We start from the raw sequence: 17,552 nt of genomic DNA, 5'->3' as shown, positions 1-17,552 counted from the left end.
GATAAGTGACCGTCGGCCGCGCAGAATCGCCTGAACTGGTCACCCTGCTGGCCGGTCGCCGGATCGCGGTGCTGACGGGCGCGGGCATCTCCACCGATTCGGGCATTCCCGACTACCGCGGGCCCAATGCACCGCCGAGCAACCCCATGACGATCCGCCAGTTCACCAGCGATCCGGCGTTTCGGCAGCGCTACTGGGCGCGCAACCACGTCGGTTGGCGGCACATGGACGACACGCTGCCCAACGCGGGCCACCGGGCACTCGCCGCGCTCGAGGCCGCGTCGGTGGTCACCGGCGTCATCACCCAGAACGTCGATCTGCTGCACACGAAGGCCGGGAGCCGAAACGTCATCAACCTGCATGGCACCTACGCGCAGGTGATCTGTCTGGTCTGCGGATCGACCATGACGCGGGCCGCGTTGAGCGAGCGGCTGGAGGCGCTCAACCCCGGCTTCATCGAACGCGCCGAAGCGATCGGTGGGCTGGCGGTGGCTCCCGACGCCGACGCCGTCGTCGCCGACACCGCGTCGTTCCAATATCTGGACTGCGAGCGCTGCGGCGGGATGCTGAAGCCAGACATCGTCTACTTCGGCGAAAGCGTTCCCAAAGACGTTGTGGCACAGGCCTACGGGCTGGTCGAACGGTCCGAGGCGCTGCTGGTCGTCGGCTCGTCGCTGACCGTGTTCTCTGGCTACCGGTTCGTGCGGCACGCCGCCGCGCTGGGGATCCCGGTGGCCATCGTCAACCGTGGCAGTACCCGCGGCGACGACCTGGCCGTCGTCAAGGTCGACGGCGGGTGCTCGGAGTTGCTGGCCCTGCTCGCCGACGAGTTAGCGCCCCTGCCAACGCGTTAGAAAGTGCACGGCATGCTCCGGATGGCGTGCACGAAATTGCCGGCCAAGTAGGCGGGCTCGCCCGCCCGGATGTCGGGCAGCTGACGAAACAGCTCGCCGAAGATGGCCCGTAGCTGGGCGCGAGCCACGTGTGCGCCCAGGCAGAAGTGCAGTCCACCGCCGCCGAAGCCGACGTGTGGATTGGGGTCGCGGCTCAGGTTCAAACGTTCCGGGTGGTCGAACACCTCGGTGTCCCAGTTGCCGGACGGATAGAACATGACCACCTTCTCGCCGGCCAGGACGGTCTGCCCGCCCAGCTCGATATCCGTTGCGGCCGTGCGGCGGAAGGTCATGACCGGCGTCGCCCAGCGGATGAACTCCTCGATGGCCGTCCCGATCCGGCTGTCGAAATCCTCGAGCAGCCAAGCCTTCTCGTCGGCGAAGTCGGTGAGTGCCTTCAGCGTGTGGCTGATGGTCTGCCGGGTGGTGTCGTTGCCCGCCACGGAGAGCAGGACGAAGAACGCCGCCACCTCCGCGTCTTCCAGGCGGTCGCCGTCCACCTCGGCGGTGACCAGGCTGCTGATCAGGTCGTCGCCGGGGTGCGCGCGACGTTGGGAGGCCAGGCTGCCGACGACTTGGTGCAGATACAGCTGGTTCTCTACCAGGACTTCCATCGCTGGGCGTCCGTTGAGGAATTCCGGGTCGGCCCAGGACACCAGGGCGTCGGTGGCGTGCGCCATGCGCTCCCGCTCGGACTCCGGAATCCCCATCATGTCCGACAGGGTGCGGATGGGCAGTTCCTTGGCGCAGTGGTCGACGAAATCCGCGCCGCTGCCGGTGGCTCGCAGTTCTTCGACGATGGTCTTGGCGTTGGCCTTGATCGAGTCTTCGATGCGGCGGACCTGCCGCGGGCTGAGCGCGGCGTGGGCGAGCTTGCGCAACTTGGTGTGCCGCGGAGGGTCCATCGCCAGGAATGACTGCGACGCCTCGAGCAGCTCCACCGGAATGCTCTCGAACATCACGCCCTGGCCGGATAGGAAGACGTCGTTGTTGCGGCTGACCGCGACGATGTCGGAGCGCCGGGTGACCGCCCAGAAGCCGGGATCCGTTGGGTCGGGCATCAGCGACTCTTCGACCGGCGGATGCCAGCTCACCGGGCGTTCGGCCCGCAACACGGCGAAGGAGCGTTCCCGATCCGCCGCGGTGGTGGACCAAAACGCCCGCGAGGACAGATCGATCTCGTCGTAGGCACGACCGGACTTGTCGGTCCCAGACTTCCCCGTCATCACGGCCATTGGTGATCCTCCCTCTCGTATGACCCCGGTCACAGACCCAGGTGACGATATGCCTAGACACCATGTCTAGTCAATATGTCGAGCGGTCGGCTATGCTCGGCGCATGCCGTCACTCACCCGCAAGTCGCAGGGCCACCGCAGCGTGGGGCGCGAACAGCGGCGCGAGCAGATGGAGCGCCGGCTGTTGGACGCCACCGAACGGCTGATGCGCGACGGCGCGAGCTTCACCGAACTCAGCGTGGATCGGCTTTCGGGTGAGGCGGGCATTTCCCGCGCCAGCTTTTACATCTACTTCGAGGACAAGGGTCATCTGCTGCGCCGGCTCGCGGGCCAGGTGTTCGGTGACCTGACCGACGGTGCACGAAGCTGGTGGAGCGTGGCGGGCCGGCATGACCCGGACGATGTGCGCATGGCGATGAGCCGCATCATCGCCACCTACCGCCGGCATCAGGCGGTGCTGGTCGCACTCAATGAAATGGCAGCCTACGACCCACTGACGGGGCAAACGTATCGCGAACTGCTGACCGGCATCTCCGAGCAGTTCACCCACGTCATCGAAGACGGCCAGGCCGACGGCTCGATCCGCCCCGAGCTGGCCCCGCTGACCACCGCCAGCGCGCTGACCTGGATGGTCGAGCGGGCGTGCCATCAGAACCTGCCGACAAAGCCACCCGACTACGACGCCGAACTGGCCGCTACGCTGGCCGAGATTGTCTGGGGCGCACTGTATCTCAAGCCGACCTCGGACCGGTGACCCGAACGGATCCGATGTCGGTTCATGAGGTCAGTCCCAAATGTGCTAGCTAATGCGCTTACACATTCGCGAAGGTCGTGTTGGTCGGCAGACCCGACCCACCCGCGCGACACCGTCCCGAACTCTTACACCGCCACCAGATCGTCTGCGTGCACCGCGGGCCTGCGCAGCTCGCCGGGTAGCTCAGAGGTCGAGCGGCCCATCATGGTGGTCAGTTCCGTCACGTCGTAGGCGACCACACCACGGGCCACCATCACCGCGTCCGGGTCGCGCAATTCGACGACGTCGCCGGCGTAAAACCGCCCGGCCACCGCGGTGATCCCGGCGGCCAGCAGCGAGCGACGCTGCCGCACCACCGCGCGCACGGCGCCATCGTCCAAGGTCAGCGCGCCAGCCGCCTCGGCGGCGTAACGCACCCAGAACCGACGTGCGGACATCCGCACCGGGCGTGCGGCGAACACCGTACCGACCGAGGCGTCGGTGAGCGCAGTCGTGGCGTCCGCGGCGGCGGCCAGCAGCACCGGCACACCGGCATCGGCGGCCAACAGCGCAGAGGACATCTTCGAGGTCATCCCGCCGGTACCCAAATCGCTTCCGGGCCCGGCGTTTACACCGATCAAATCGGCAGAACTCGACACCTCCGGGATGAACCTCGCGCCGGAGGTCTTTCGCGGATCCGAGTCGTAGAGCCCATCGATGTCGGACAGCAAGACCAACGCCTCGGCACCGACCAGGTGAGCCACCAGCGCCGAAAGCCGGTCGTTGTCGCCGAACCGGATTTCGTTGGTGGCCACCGTGTCGTTCTCGTTGACGATCGCCACGGCATGCAGTGCGCGCAACCGATCCAGCGTGCGCTGGGCGTTGGTGTGCTGGGCCCGCATCGAGATATCGTGCGCGCTCAGCAACACCTGCCCGACCGTGCGCCCATAGCGGGCGAATGCGGCACTCCACGAATTCACCAGCGCCACCTGACCGACGCTGGCTGCTGCCTGCTTCGTCGCCAAATCCCTGGGACGGCGGGATAATCCGAGCGGTTCGATGCCCGCGGCGATGGCCCCCGACGACACGATGACGACGTCGGTACCCGCCTTCATCCGCGCCTCGATCGCGTCGGCGAGACCGGCCAGCCGGCCGGCGTCGAACACCCCCGCCGGTGTGGTCAGCGCGTTGGTCCCCACCTTGACCACCACGCTGCGGGCGCTGCGGATGACGTCGCGGTGCTCGCTCACGACTCCTCACCGCGTTCGCGGCGCTGGCGCCGGGCCGCCTTGCGTTCGGCGGCGCCGACGCGATCGGTGCGCTCCAACCGGGCATCGGTGCCTCTCCCCGAGAGCGCAACCTGTTGCCCGGCAGGAGTTTGCGGCTCCCAATCAAAGGTCATGTCCCCGATGGTCACCTCGCAACCGGGCCGAGCACCCAGCCGCAGCAACTCCTCTTCGACACCGAGGCGCGCCAGCCGGTCGGCCAGATACCCGACGGCCTCGTCGTTGTCGAAGTTGGTCTGGCGGATCCACCGTTCGGGGCGCGCGCCGCTGACCACGAAGGCGCCCGGCTGCCCCGGATCGGGCTCAACGCTGAAGCCGCTGTCATCGACGGGGACCGGACGAATCACAGGGCGGCGCGGCACGATCGCCGGCTGTGCGGCCTGGTACTCCGAGATCACTTTCCACAATCCAAAGATCAACGGCTGCAGACCTTCTCGGGCGACGGTGGACACCAGGAACACCGGCCAGCCACGCTCGGCGATCTCGTCACGGACGAACTCGGCAAGCTCGCGCGCTTCGGGGACGTCGATCTTGTTGAGTACCACCGCGCGGGGCCGCTCGGTGAGATCACCCAGCGTCGCATCCCCTTGCAGGGTGGGCGTATACGCGGCGAGTTCGGCCTCCAGCGCATCGATGTCGGAGATCGGGTCACGGCCGGGTTCCGCGGTGGCGCAATCGACGACATGCACCAGCACGGCACATCGCTCGATATGCCGCAGGAAGTCCAGACCCAGGCCGCGGCCTTCGGATGCACCCGGGATCAGGCCGGGCACATCGGCGACGGTGAAGGTGTGCTCGCCCGCCGACACCACGCCGAGGTTGGGCACCAGCGTGGTGAACGGGTAGTCGGCGATCTTGGGCTTGGCCGCCGAGATCGTCGACACCAGCGACGATTTGCCGGCCGACGGGAAGCCGATCAAGCCGGCGTCGGCGACGGTCTTGAGCTCCAGCGTCAGGTCGCGTGTTTGGCCCTGCTCGCCCAGCAACGCGAAGCCGGGAGCCTTGCGCGCCCGCGACGCGAGAGCGGCGTTGCCCAGCCCGCCGCGACCGCCCGCCGCGGCTTCAAAGCGGGTGCCCGCACCGACCAGGTCAGCCAGCAGCCGACCGCTTTCGTCCAGGACGACGGTGCCGTCAGGCACTTTGACTTCCAGGTCGGCGCCGGCGGCGCCGTCACGATTGTTGCCCATCCCCTGCTTGCCCGAGGGCGCGGTGACGTGCGGATGGAAATGGAAGTCGAGCAGGGTGTGTACCTGCGGATCGACGACGAAGACAATGCTGCCGCCGCGGCCGCCGTTGCCGCCGTCGGGGCCGCCGAGCGGCTTGAATTTCTCGCGGTGGACCGAGGCGCAGCCGTTACCTCCAGCACCGGCGCGCGCATGGATGACGACGCGGTCGACGAACCGAGGCATCGTGGGTCCTCTCACCTACCACCGGGCGCCGAAATCACCGGGCTGGGCCCGGAAACACACCTCAGTCGGTGGCTTGTCCGGCCGCCACGATGTTGACGGTCTTGCGGCCGCGCTTGATGCCGAACTCGACGGCACCGGCTTCCTTGGCGAACAACGTGTCGTCCCCGCCGCGACCGACTCCCACGCCCGGGTGGAACTTGGTGCCGCGCTGCCGGACGATGATCTCGCCCGCCTTGACGATCTGGCCGCCGAATCGCTTCACGCCCAGCCGCTGCGCGGCGGAATCGCGACCGTTGCGCGAGCTGGAAGCGCCCTTCTTGTGTGCCATGTCTGTCGCCCTCGCTACTTGATTCCGGTGACCTTCAGGACCGTCAGCTGCTGACGGTGACCCTGACGCTTGTGGTAGCCGGTCTTGTTCCTGAACTTGTGGATGCGGATCTTGGGGCCCTTGGTGTGCTCGAGCACCTCGCCGGTCACCGCGACCTTGGCCAACGCGGCCGCATCGGTGGTCACCTTGGCGCCGTCCACCACCAGGGCAACCGGCAGCGACACGTTCGAGCCCGGCTCGGATTCGAGCTTCTCGACCTTGACCACGTCCCCGACGGCGACCTTGTACTGCTTGCCGCCCGTCTTCACGATTGCGTAGGTCGCCATCGTCGTTCCTGCTCCTTCTTCCAACCGCTGCTCTGCGCGTCGCGCGCGAACCAACCGCGGTGCACGTGGTGGGTCTGGGTTGCGGGCCTGCGCCGATTCCCCGGGAGTCCCGCTGCCGCCGGCCGAAGTTTTCCTCGCCCGACCTGACGACAACTGTCCAAGGGTACGTGACCAGCGGCTACAGGGTCAAACCGGACACGACCGGTGCCGTCGGCGTCGGCCGGGTCAGTCCGCGTGGATCGGCGGTCCGGCCGGCCTCCCCGCAGCGCGTCTGCGCCGGGGGCGTCCCGCGGCGGCCTGGTCGGCTCCCGCGGAGCCCTGCCCGTTGTCGTCGGAATCGTCGTCCTCGGTGTCCAGATCGTCGTCGTCGAGCTCGAGGTCCTCGTCATCGTCGCCGAGGTCCTCCTCGTCGTCGATGTCGTCGTCATCGTCGTCATCGTCGTCATCGTCGTCATCGTCGTCGAGGTCGTCGTCGTCCTCCGAGTCCTCGTCATCGTCCGAGTCGTCCGAGTCCTCGTCGTCGGTGTCGTCGAAGTCCTCCGCTTCGGCGACGTCGTCGGCGCGACCCACCTTCTCCTGATCGAGCTCGTCGATGGTGTCTTCGCTGACCTCGTCGGATTCGTCATCCTCGGACTGCGCGGAGGAGCCGGCGGCCATCGCCTTGAACATCGGATGCTCGCCGGGAGCGTGGGCGGGCACTTTCGCCACCACCTGCTCTTCGGCTTTGTTCTTCTTGCGCCTGCCGCGGCGGCCACCACCACCGGATTCGGACTTGCGCCCGTTCGACGAGGCTGAGTCCACCGGGTCGGTGTGCAGCAGGATCCCACGCCCACCGCAGTTCGAACACGACGTGGAGAAGGCTTCGATCAGGCCGGTGCCCAACCGCTTGCGGGTCAGCTGGACCAAACCGAGCGATGTCACCTCGGACACCTGATGACGGGTGCGGTCGCGGGCGAGCGCCTCCGTCAGCCGCCGCAGCACCAGATCGCGGTTGGACTCCAGCACCATGTCGATGAAGTCGATGACCACGATGCCGCCGATGTCGCGCAGCCGCAGCTGGCGCACGATCTCCTCGGCCGCCTCGAGGTTGTTCTTGGTGACCGTCTGCTCCAGGTTGCCCCCGGACCCGGTGAACTTGCCGGTGTTGACGTCGACCACCGTCATGGCCTCGGTCCGGTCGATCACCAGGGTGCCGCCCGATGGCAGCCACACCTTGCGCTCCATCGCCTTGGCGAGCTGCTCGTCGATGCGATGCACCGCGAACACATCCGGCCCGGCCTGTCCTTCCGGACCGGCGGGCGCCTCGTACTTGGTCAGCTTCGAAACGAGATCGGGGGCAACGGAATTCACGTAGTCGTTGATGGTGGTCCAGGCCTCGTCACCGGAGACGATGAGGCCGGCGAAGTCCTCGTTGAACAGGTCGCGGATGACCTTGACCAGCACGTCGGGCTCTTCGTAGAGGGCCACCGCGGCGCCCCCGGCCTTCTCCTTGATCTCGATCGCCTTGGCCTCGATCTGTTTCCAGCGCTCCTGCAGGCGGGTGACGTCGCTGCGGATGTCCTCTTCTTTGACCCCTTCGGACGCCGTCCGGATGATCACCCCGGCGTCCGACGGCACCACTTCACGCAGAATCTCTTTGAGCCGTTGGCGTTCGGTGTCGGGCAGCTTGCGGCTGATCCCGGTCGATGACGCCCCCGGCACATAGACCAGGTAGCGACCCGCCAGCGACACCTGGGTGGTGAGCCGCGCACCCTTGTGTCCGACCGGGTCCTTGCTGACCTGGACGACGACGTAGTCGCCCGGTTTGAGCGCCTGTTCGATCTTGCGATCGGATCCGCCGAGCCCGGCGGCCTCCCAGTTGACCTCGCCGGCGTAGAGCACACCGTTGCGGCCGCGGCCGATGTCGACGAACGCCGCCTCCATCGACGGAAGCACGTTTTGCACGATTCCCAGGTAGATGTTGCCCACCAGCGACGCCGACGCGGCCGATGTGACGAAGTGCTCGACGACGATGCCGTCCTCGAGCACGGCGATCTGGGTGTAGCGCGCCCCCTGATGCGGCTGCTCTGTGCGAATCCGGTCGCGCACCACCATCATCCGCTCGACGGCCTCGCGGCGAGCCAGGAATTCGGCCTCGGTCAGTACCGGGGGGCGGCGCCGGCCGGCGTCGCGGCCGTCCCGGCGGCGTTGCCGCTTGGCCTCGAGCCGAGTGGAGCCGTTGATGCCCTTGATCTCGTTGTTCGAGCCGGCGGAGTCGTCTCCGCCACTCTTGCCGTTGCGGGGCGACCGCTCGTGCACCACCGTGTTGGGCGGGTCATCCGGCGATGACCCTTCCTCGTTGTCGTCGCCCGATCCGGATTTACGCCTCCGGCGCCGCCGGCGGCGGCGATTGCCGCCGTCCGCCGAACCGTCGTCACCGTTGTCCGAGTCATCGGAGTCATCGGCGTCGTCCGAATCCTGACCGTCGGAGTCCTCGGAGTCGGCGGAGTCCGCTTGACCGCCCCTCTTGCCCCGCGGTTGCGCCTCGTCGTCGTCGCCCTCGTCGCCCTGGCCGTCGGCGCCACCCTGCTCACCGCGCCCACGGCCGCGTCCACGACGGCCGCGACGCCGCCGCCGGTTCGACGGCCGGTCGGCCTGCTCGTCGTCGTCGCTGTCGGAATCGTCGGAGTCCGAGTCGTCGTCGGTTTCGGCGTCTTCCTCGCGGGCGTCGATCGGCTGCGGCGCGACGAACAGCGGCATGTAATGCGGCCGCTCGCCGGCTTTGTCCGGGCTCTCGAGCAGCAGCCTGGATTCGGGTTCGTCGGCGGCGTTCGCTTCGGCGGCCGCCACCGCGTCCTCCCCACTTGCCGGGGGCTGCGCGGACGCCAGCAGGTCCCGTACCCGAACCGCGTCGTCGCGGTCCACGGTGGAATGTGCGCTGCGGATTCGCCCGTCCAGTTCGCTCAGTGCGTCCAGCACCCGCTTGCTGGTGGTCCCCAGCGTTCGGGCCAGCGAATGAACTCTTAAGCGGTCCGGCAGCTCCTCGCGCCGAGTCGATTCTTCTGATGGGTCTGCAGTCGGTGCACCGTCTACCACGTATTCTCCTCAAGCCCCCGGGCGCGTCATTGCGACGCGGCCACGCGAGGGCTTCGCTATGGACCCGGGTCACTTCTCCCGGGCTTGTAATGGTCTCGCCCCGAGCGGCCCAGGATCCCAGACCCACTCGGCGCCGTGCTGAATGACGGCCTGACATGCAGCGAACCAAGGCGACGGGGCTATTGGTCGCGCTTGTCTAAGTCTTCATTCGGGTGTCTGACGCCGGTCCGGCGACGTTCACCCGAGACCAGTATCCCACATCACGCCGCCGCCTCAGCCACACATGATGCAGCCGCTTCGGCGAAGTTGGTCAGGTCCGTTCCGCGCCTGCCGTCGCCGCAGGTCTAAGCCTTGGGAAACCAGAGCGCGATTTCACGCTTCGCGGACTCGACCGAATCCGACCCGTGCACCAGGTTGAACTGGGTTTCCAGCCCGAAATCGCCACGGATGGTGCCGGGGATCGCCTTCTCCACCGGGTCGGTACCGCCCGCGAGCTGCCGAAATGCGGCGATCGCCCGCGGCCCCTCCACGATGGCCGCCACCACCGGTCCCGATGTGATGAACTCCAGCAGCGACTCGAAGAAGGGCTTACCGTCGTGTTCCGCATAGTGCTGTGCGGCGAGGTCGCGGCCGACGGGCCGCAGCTCCAGCGCGGCGATCAGGAGGCCCTTGCGCTCGATCCGGCCGATGATCTCCCCCACCAGCTGCCGCTGCACGGCGTCGGGCTTGATCAGTACCAATGTCCGTTCGGTCACGGCGGACAGCGTACATAATCGGTCGGCGCGGGGTCCGGCGACCGTAACGGCCCCTGCTCGGGCCGTCCACGCCGCCCGGATTGCCGCCCTACCCTTGCCTGCGCCGGACCTCGGCCCGGAAGTAGGCGATCAATCCCCACAGCCCGGTGAACAGCACGCCGATGAAACCCACCCCGGGGTAGACCGCGAAGCCGGCGAGCAGGATCACCTGCACGCCGAGGTTGGCCCAGATCGCCCAGGGCTTGCGCTGCACACCGGCCATCAGGATCAACAGGACGGCCAGTCCGATCAGGTAGACCAGTGACGCCGTCGTCAGGCCGCCGCCGACCGCGCCCACCACCGGGATCGCGAGCAACACCACGATCGCTTCCAGAAACAAGGTCAAGGCCATTACCGCGCCGAAGCTCCGCCACGGGTCGGCCGGTCGCGCCGGGGCCTGCTCCTCGGGGTTCTCGGGCACATCGGTCATTGCGGATCACGACCGAACAGGGTCCGTGCCGCGCCGGCGGTGACCACCGAGCCGGTGATGACGATGCCGGTGCCCGAGAAGGCTTCCGCCGGGCCGTCCGCCGCGGCGTCATCCACCAGCGCCGTCGCGACGTCGATGGCATCGCGCAGGTTTTCCGCGGTGCTCACCCGGTCGGGCCCGAACCGCTCGCGCGCCGCCAAAGCCAGCGACTCGACGTCGACTGCCCGCGGGGATCCGTTGTGCGTCACCACGACAGCGTCGAACACCGGCTGCAGGGCGGCCAGGATCCCGTCGACGTCCTTGTCCGCGAGCACGCTGAGCACCCCGACGAGATAGCGGAAGTCGAATTCACCCGCCAGGGTCTGGGCCAGCGCCTGCGCACCGGCGGGATTGTGCGCGGCGTCGATGAACACCGTGGGTGCGCTGCGCATCCGCTCCAGCCGGCCGGGGCTGGCGACGGCGGCGAAACCGGCACGAACCGCCTCGACGTCGAGCTGACGCTGGGCACCGGCACCGAAAAACGCCTCAACCGCCGCCAGGGCCAACACGGCGTTGTGCGCCTGATGTTCGCCGTGCAGCGGCAAATAGATGTCGGAATACACCCCGCCCAGACCTTGCAGCTGCAGCACCTGCCCGCCGATCGCGACCTGACGGCCCAGGACGGCGAACTCCGAATCCTCCCGGGCCACCGCGGCATCGGATTGGACGGTTTGGGCCAACAGCACTTCCATCGCCTCAGGGGCCTGACGCCCGATGACCGCGACGGTATCGGGCGCGCCCTCGGGCGCGTGCAAGATGATGCCGGCCTTTTCCCCAGCGATGCCGGCGAGATCGTCACCCAGGTATTCGACATGGTCGATGGAGATCGGGGTGATGACCGCTACTGGGGCGTTGATCACGTTGGTGGCATCCCAGCGTCCCCCCATCCCCACCTCGACCACGGCGACATCGACGGGGGCGTCCGCGAACGCGGCGAACGCCATCGCGGTCAGCACCTCGAACTTGCTCATCGCGGGGCCGGCGTCCGCCAGCGACTGCGCATCGACCATCTGCACGAACGGCTCGATCTCGCGATACGTCGCCACGTACTGCGCCGGGCTGATCGGCTTGGAGTCGATCGAGATCCGTTCGACGGCCGATTGCAGGTGCGGGCTGGTGGTGCGGCCGGTGCGCCGGTGCAGCGCGGTGATCAGTGCGTCGATCATCCGCGCCACCGAGGTCTTGCCGTTGGTGCCCGCGATGTGGATGGACGGATAGGCCAGCTGCGGCGAGCCCAGCAGGTCCAGCAGCGCGCTGATCCGGGTCAGACTCGGCTCGATCTTGGTCTCCGGCCAGCGCTGGTCCAGCAGGTGTTCGACCTGCAGCAGCGACGCGATCTCGTCCGGCGTCGGGGCCGGGTCGGGGATCTCGTCGGCAATCTCTGCCAGCGGCCAGTCGGGATCCTGCGGCCACTCGGGCGGCTCAGTCATCGGACACTCATTGCAGCCCGACCAGCCGCGCATTGATTCGCTCGGTTTCCTCCTGGGCCAGGCGCTGACGGTCGCGGATCTTGGTGACGACCTGTTCGGGCGCTTTGGCCAGAAAGTCCGCATTGCCCAATTTGGCTGCGGTGGAGGCCAATTCCTTCTGCGCTGCGGCCAAATCTTTTTCCAACCGGCGACGTTCGGCGGCGACGTCGATGGTGCCGGAGGTGTCGAGCTCGACCACGACGGTGCCGGCGCGCAGCCGCACTTCGACCGACGCCGACGGGCGAAAATCCGGGTCCGCGGCGGTGAGCCAAGCCAGCGTCGTCACCGAGCTCACCTGGGTGCCCAGATCGGATTCGTCGACACCGGCCAGCCGGGCCGGCACCTTCTGGCGGTCCGCCAGGCCTTGATCGCTGCGGAACCGCCGCACTTCGGTGACCAGCTTCTGCATGTCGGTAATGCGCTGTGCGGCAACCTGGTCCAGGCTGATACCGGACGACTGCGGCCAATCGGCGATCACCAGCGACTCGTGTTCGGCATCGTCGCCGGTCAGTGCCTGCCACAGGGCCTCGGTGATGAATGGGATCACCGGGTGCAGCAACCGCAGCAAGGTGTCCAGCGTGGCCGCCAGCACGGCCGTGGTGTGCGTGATCCCTTCGGCCAGTTGCGTCTTGGCCAATTCGACGTACCAGTCGCAGAATTCATCCCAAGCGAAGTGGTAGAGCGCCTCGCAAGCGCGACTGAACTCGTAGCTGTCGAACGCCGAATCGACTTCCGCGCGAACCTCTTCCAGTCGCCCGAGGATCCATCGGTCGGCATCGGTGAGCTCGGCCGGCTCGGGCAGCGGGGCCAGCTTCGCGCCGTTGAGCAACGCGTAGCGAGTGGCGTTGAACAGCTTGGTGCAGAAGTTGCGCGACGCCCGGACGTGGTCCTCACCGATCGCCAGGTCACCGCCGGGACTGGCGCCGCGGGCCAGGGTGAACCGCAGGGCGTCGGCCCCGAAGATCTCGACCCAGTCCAGCGGGTCGATGACGTTGCCCTTGGACTTGCTCATCTTGCGGCCGGACTCGTCGCGGATCAGCCCGTGCAGGAAGACATCGGTGAACGGCACCTGCGGACCGCGGCGGCCGTCCAGGGTGATGGCCTCGTCGTCACCGACAAAGGTGCCGAACATCATCATCCTGGCCACCCAGAAAAACAGGATGTCATAGCCGGTAACGAGAACGCTTGTCGGGTAGAACTTTTCGAGTTCCGGAGTTTTTTCCGGCCAGCCGAGTGTGGAGAACGGCCACAGGCCCGAGGAGAACCAGGTGTCCAGCACGTCGGGGTCCTGCTCCCAGCCTTCCGGTGGTGTCTCGTCGGGACCCACGCAGCGCTGTTCACCGTTGGGGCCATACCAGATCGGGATGCGGTGGCCCCACCACAGCTGGCGCGAGATACACCAGTCATGCATGTCGTCGACCCAGCCGAACCACCGCGGTTCCAGGCTGGCGGGGTGAATCACGGTGTCCCCGTTGCGCACCGCGTCACCCGCAGCCTTGGCAAGCGATTCCACCCGGACCCACCACTGCAGGGACAGGCGCGGTTCGATCGGCTCGCCGCTGCGCTCGGAGTGTCCGACACTGTGTATATACGGCCGCTTCTCCTCGACGATCCGGCCCTCATCGGCCAGCGCCTCGCGCACCGCGACCCTGGCCTGGAATCGGTCCATACCGTCGAATTGCGTGCCGGTGCCGGTGATTTGGCCCCGGGTGTCCATGATCGAAATCATCGGCAGCTGATGCCGCAGGCCGATCTCGAAGTCATTCGGGTCATGCGCGGGCGTGACTTTAACTGCGCCGGTGCCGAATTCGGGATCCACATGCTCGTCGGCGACCACCACCAGCTGGCGATCCACGAAAGGGTGCGGCAGGTTGGTGCCGACCAGGTGTCGGTAGCGCTCGTCGTCGGGATGCACCGCGATCGCGGTGTCGCCGAGCATTGTTTCCATCCGGGTGGTGGCCACGACGATGTGTGGCTGCGAGTCGTCCATCGACCCGTACCGGAACGACACCAGCTCGCCTTCGACTTCTTGATAATCGACCTCGATATCCGAGATCGCGGTCTGCAGCAACGGCGACCAGTTGACCAGCCGCTCGGCCCGATAGATCAGTCCGGCATCGTAGAGACGCTTGAAGATCGCCCGGACCGCTCGCGACAGGCCCTCGTCCATGGTGAAGCGGTCGCGGCTCCAGTCCACGCCGTCGCCCAGCCTTCGCATCTGGCCGCCGATGGCGCCGCCGGACTCGCGCTTCCAGTCCCACACCTTTTCGATGAACAGCTCTCGGCCGAAGTCCTCCTTAATCTTGCCGTCGATCGCGAGCTGCTTTTCGACCACGCTCTGCGTGGCGATGCCGGCGTGGTCCATGCCCGGCTGCCACAGCACCTCGTAACCCTGCATCCGCTTGCGGCGGGTCAGGGCGTCCATCATGGTGTGTTCGAGTGCGTGGCCCATGTGCAGGCTGCCGGTCACGTTCGGCGGCGGCAGCACAATCGAATACCCGGGCTTGGCGCTGTTCGGGTCCGCCACGAAGTATCCCGCGTCCACCCATGTCTGGTAGATCGCGCTTTCGGCCGCAGCCGGATCCCACGACTTGGGCAGGTCGGTGGCGGGGCTGCGGCTGGCGGTCACCCGTCAATTCTAGGGAGCGGTGTTTACTCTCCTGTAAGCGCCCAAATGCGCAGGTGGCGGAGTCTGCTGTTCGGCTGTCAGGGAATCGTGAGCACCTGGCCGGGCTGGATCAAGTCCGGATTGGAGATGCCGCTGGCGTCGGCGATCGCATGGTATCTGTTGCCGTCACCGTAGAACCGCTCGGCAATCGCCCACAAAGTGTCACCGGATTCGACGGTGTAGGTCCGAGCGGCCGGCGCTGGCTCCGGCTCTGGTTCAGCGTCCGCCGCTGCGGCGGGCTCCGCGACGGCTTCCTCGACCGGGGCCTCGGGCTCTTCGGCAGCTTGCTCCGCGGCGGCCTCGGGCGGCGGCGGGTTGTCGGTCTCGGTGTGCGTCGACCATGCCGGTCCGTCGGACGCATAGAGCACCAGGTTGCGGTCGTCTTGAAGTACGAGCTTGACGTCCTTTTTGCCCTTGGTGTCGGTGTGCCAGACCGGTTTGTCCGCGGTGTACAGGACGAAGTTCCCGTCGGGCTGCACTTCGGCGCGCACCACATCCTGGCCGACGGTCGACGTGGACCAGAGGGCCTGGCCGCGCGAGGCGAGCACCAGGTTGCCGTCGTCTTGCAGGGTCAGGGTGTAGGCCCCGTTGTTGGAGGCGAGGGATTCCCCCCGCACCAGCTTCTGACCACCAGTAAGTGTGTCTGACATGGCATTACCTCTCTCGTACTTCTTTGATCAGCGTCCGGCCCGACCGGGGCCGAACGTCGCCTGTGCCCACTACGGGCGGGCCCGTACCTTTCGATTTTTGTCAGCTCCGGACATCCCTCCCTCGACGCAATCAAAACCGCTCGAGAACTGCTGATGAAAACTCGGCGCGAGGTGCGGCGCCGGGTTACTTTTTGCCGCCCAGCAGGCCGCCGAGGATGTCGCCCAGCGCACCGCCCTTGCCGCCCAACACATTTCCGAGGATGCCGCCAAGGGACTTGTCGCCGGCGCCCGCCCCGAGAATGCTGCCCAAGACTTGGCCCAAGGCGCCACCGGAGGAGGCTTGCGTTGTCCGAGGGGTCGTTCCCGGCGACCCCGCACCCGAGTTCAGCTGTTTTCCGATGTATGCCAACACGATCGGGACCAGGACCGGCAACAGTTGCTTTAGCAAGTCGCTATTTCCTGCGCCCCCTTCGGCCAGCGCCGAGGCGACCTGATCGGCGTCGTTGACGCCAAAAATCGTGGCGATCGCCTGGTGCCCGTCCGTCTCGCCGACCTGGTCGACACCCCCACCGGCGTCGAGCAGACCGCTGGCGGCATGACTGGTGGCGGCGGACTCGATCCTGTCGGCCGCCTGCGGATCCTGCGCGTTCTGGTGAAGACCGCTCAGCAGCACCGGCACCAGCGTGTGCACCGCGCTTACGACTTCGCCTTCGTCTACGCCGAGCTTTGTCGCGAGTTCGGACGTCGGAATCTGTGCGTAAAGGTCATCGAGACCGGCCATCGGGGTGCCCGCCTTTGTCGCTGCGAAGTTTCAGGCGCGTCAGTTACGACACTAGACTCACGCGGCCCCCGGCAACACCCCTCGCAGTGGGCGGTCCGACATTCGATCAGTTCAGTCGTTCCGTTTCCAACGACACACCCGCGGCGGGGAATCGGTCCAGCAGCGCGTCGCCCATCGCGGCCGCGGGTGTGAGAACGCCATGCAGATCCGGGAGCTTGTCGCGGTCCACCGCCAGAGCGAGGCCGCACTCCCCCAACAGCACCGACGTCGCCTTGTAGCCGGGGTCGCCACGCTGCTCCATGCGCGCGACGTAACGCGCGCCAGTAGTTGTAGTGGTGAAGGTCTCGATCCGGTAGTAGCCGCGTTGCCGGGCGGCCTCACTCGGGCCGGTCCCGGGCTTGGGCACGATGCGCTCCACGAGTTTGCGCGGCAGCAGCCGGAAATATCTGCTGCCCAATCCGAAGGTCGCCGCGCCGACTCCGCCAACCACAGCGGACGCCACCGGGGCCAGCGGCGACGAGCCCAGGCTCATGCTTTCGCTGTAACGCAACTGGCGTCCGTAGGCCCAGTCCAGCAATGCGTTGCTGCGCCGCACGATTCGGGTGTTATAGGGCGCCATCAAGAACCCCGACGTCCACAACCCGCTCAGCTCGGGCGCGATCTGGCGACCCCGGCGCCACGGCAAATCGGGCTGAGGGCCGATTTCGGGTTCGGCCCCGCGGTCCGTGGTCAACGTGTACGGGTCGGCAAGCTGGCGACGGGCGTCCGGATCGCGCGAGGCGGTATCGAGGACTTCCAGCATCGAGGCGACGGTTCCACCGGACACGCCGCCGGAGAACGACCGGACTACCAGGTCGGTGTCGCCGAGTTCGCCGGCGCCGTCGTCTCGCGCCGCTCGGTAGAGCGCATACACGCTGAGGTCCGAAGGGACCGAGTCGAATCCGCACGCATGCACGATGCGGGCGCCGGTGTCCGCGGCCTGCTTGTGGTACAGGTCAATGCTTTCGCGGACGAACATCGCCTCGCCGGTCAGGTCAGCGTAGTCGGTGCCCGCTGCTGCGCACGCCGCCACCAGCGGCAGCCCGTAGCGGGTGTACGGCCCGACCGTGGTGATGACGACCTGGGCACGGGCCGCCATCTCATTGAGCGTCGAGGGCGACGAGGCATCGGCGTTCAGAATGGGCCAGGACTGCGCGGCGTCGCCCAGCGTGTCGCGGACGGCGCGCAACTTGTCGGCCGATCTGCCGGCGAGCGCGATCCGCCGATCCGGTGCGGAGCTGGCCAGATATTCGGCGGTGAGTTTCCCCACGAAGCCCGTCGCCCCATACAGCACAATGTCGAATTCGCGCGGCGTTGCGGTCACGGGCCCGACGCTACCCGACGACGGGGGGCACGACCCCTGGAGCTAAGAAGTGCCGGGCACGAGGGCCCGGCAC

The 17,552-nt window shown here is 67.3% G+C and carries 15 protein-coding genes; 2 read left to right on the top strand and 13 right to left on the bottom strand.

All coding sequences use genetic code 11. The features are described 5' to 3' along the window. The first annotated feature begins 5 nt into the window (after nucleotides 1–5). Entirely contained in the window at nucleotides 6–854 is an 849-nt protein-coding gene (locus tag A5652_RS11475; RefSeq protein WP_067350743.1) for an NAD-dependent deacetylase, read from the top strand. On the opposite strand, the gene A5652_RS11470 is transcribed toward A5652_RS11475, so the two are convergent. Continuing rightward, a complete protein-coding gene (locus tag A5652_RS11470) occupies nucleotides 851–2,128 on the bottom strand; it encodes a cytochrome P450 (protein WP_067350740.1) in 1,278 nt (425 codons plus the stop codon). The genes A5652_RS11475 and A5652_RS11470 overlap by 4 nt on opposite strands. 103 nt (nucleotides 2,129–2,231) lie before the next feature. On the opposite strand from A5652_RS11470, the gene A5652_RS11465 reads away from it, so the two are divergent. Then, a complete protein-coding gene (locus A5652_RS11465; protein WP_067350738.1) occupies nucleotides 2,232–2,882 on the top strand; it encodes a TetR/AcrR family transcriptional regulator in 651 nt (216 codons plus the stop codon). A 125-nt stretch (nucleotides 2,883–3,007) separates the two neighbouring features. Here A5652_RS11465 and proB read toward each other — a convergent pair whose 3' ends face one another. The 12 genes from proB to A5652_RS11405 form a co-directional block, all read right to left on the bottom strand. Then, on the bottom strand, nucleotides 3,008–4,111 hold the full coding sequence (proB, locus tag A5652_RS11460) for a glutamate 5-kinase (RefSeq protein ID WP_067350735.1): 1,104 nt from the start codon (nucleotides 4,109–4,111) through the stop codon (nucleotides 3,008–3,010). After that, nucleotides 4,108–5,556 carry a GTPase ObgE gene (gene obgE, locus A5652_RS11455; RefSeq protein ID WP_067350732.1) on the bottom strand — a complete coding sequence of 483 codons (1,449 nt, stop codon included), beginning with the start codon at nucleotides 5,554–5,556 and terminating at the stop codon, nucleotides 4,108–4,110. The genes proB and obgE overlap by 4 nt, the downstream gene beginning before the upstream one ends. A 61-nt stretch (nucleotides 5,557–5,617) precedes the next feature. After that, on the bottom strand, nucleotides 5,618–5,884 hold the full coding sequence (rpmA, locus tag A5652_RS11450) for a 50S ribosomal protein L27 (protein ID WP_067350730.1): 267 nt from the start codon (nucleotides 5,882–5,884) through the stop codon (nucleotides 5,618–5,620). Nucleotides 5,885–5,898: 14 nt separating this feature from the next. Next, nucleotides 5,899–6,210, bottom strand: a complete 312-nt coding sequence (gene rplU / locus A5652_RS11445; protein WP_007769829.1) for a 50S ribosomal protein L21 — start codon at nucleotides 6,208–6,210, stop codon at nucleotides 5,899–5,901. Between the two features lie 225 nt (nucleotides 6,211–6,435). After that, nucleotides 6,436–9,285, bottom strand: a complete 2,850-nt coding sequence (locus tag A5652_RS11440) for an Rne/Rng family ribonuclease (protein WP_067350727.1) — start codon at nucleotides 9,283–9,285, stop codon at nucleotides 6,436–6,438. Between the two features lie 344 nt (nucleotides 9,286–9,629). Then, nucleotides 9,630–10,040, bottom strand: coding sequence for a nucleoside-diphosphate kinase (gene ndk / locus A5652_RS11435; protein WP_067350724.1), 411 nt, complete (start codon nucleotides 10,038–10,040; stop codon nucleotides 9,630–9,632). Nucleotides 10,041–10,128: 88 nt separating this feature from the next. Continuing rightward, nucleotides 10,129–10,509, bottom strand: coding sequence for a DUF4233 domain-containing protein (locus A5652_RS11430; protein WP_067350721.1), 381 nt, complete (start codon nucleotides 10,507–10,509; stop codon nucleotides 10,129–10,131). Further along, entirely contained in the window at nucleotides 10,506–11,978 is a 1,473-nt protein-coding gene (locus tag A5652_RS11425; protein WP_067350718.1) for a folylpolyglutamate synthase/dihydrofolate synthase family protein, read from the bottom strand. Before A5652_RS11425 ends, A5652_RS11430 begins: the two co-directional genes overlap by 4 nt. 7 nt (nucleotides 11,979–11,985) lie before the next feature. Further along, nucleotides 11,986–14,646 carry a valine--tRNA ligase gene (locus tag A5652_RS11420; RefSeq protein ID WP_067350716.1) on the bottom strand — a complete coding sequence of 887 codons (2,661 nt, stop codon included), beginning with the start codon at nucleotides 14,644–14,646 and terminating at the stop codon, nucleotides 11,986–11,988. Nucleotides 14,647–14,723: 77 nt separating this feature from the next. Then, on the bottom strand, nucleotides 14,724–15,335 hold the full coding sequence (locus A5652_RS11415) for a LysM peptidoglycan-binding domain-containing protein (RefSeq protein ID WP_067350713.1): 612 nt from the start codon (nucleotides 15,333–15,335) through the stop codon (nucleotides 14,724–14,726). Nucleotides 15,336–15,519: 184 nt separating this feature from the next. Then, nucleotides 15,520–16,116, bottom strand: a complete 597-nt coding sequence (locus A5652_RS11410) for a DUF937 domain-containing protein (RefSeq protein WP_067350710.1) — start codon at nucleotides 16,114–16,116, stop codon at nucleotides 15,520–15,522. 106 nt (nucleotides 16,117–16,222) lie between these two features. Next, complete coding sequence (locus A5652_RS11405) at nucleotides 16,223–17,479, bottom strand: trans-acting enoyl reductase family protein (RefSeq protein WP_067350707.1); 1,257 nt, start codon at nucleotides 17,477–17,479, stop codon at nucleotides 16,223–16,225. Nucleotides 17,480–17,552: the final 73 nt, after the last annotated feature.

It is taken from the genome of Mycobacterium sp. 1165178.9 (assembly GCF_001673555.1).
GTDB lineage: Bacteria > Actinomycetota > Actinomycetes > Mycobacteriales > Mycobacteriaceae > Mycobacterium.
Note: the sequence above shows the minus strand (reverse complement) of the source record. Positions and strands in the feature narration are given on the sequence as shown.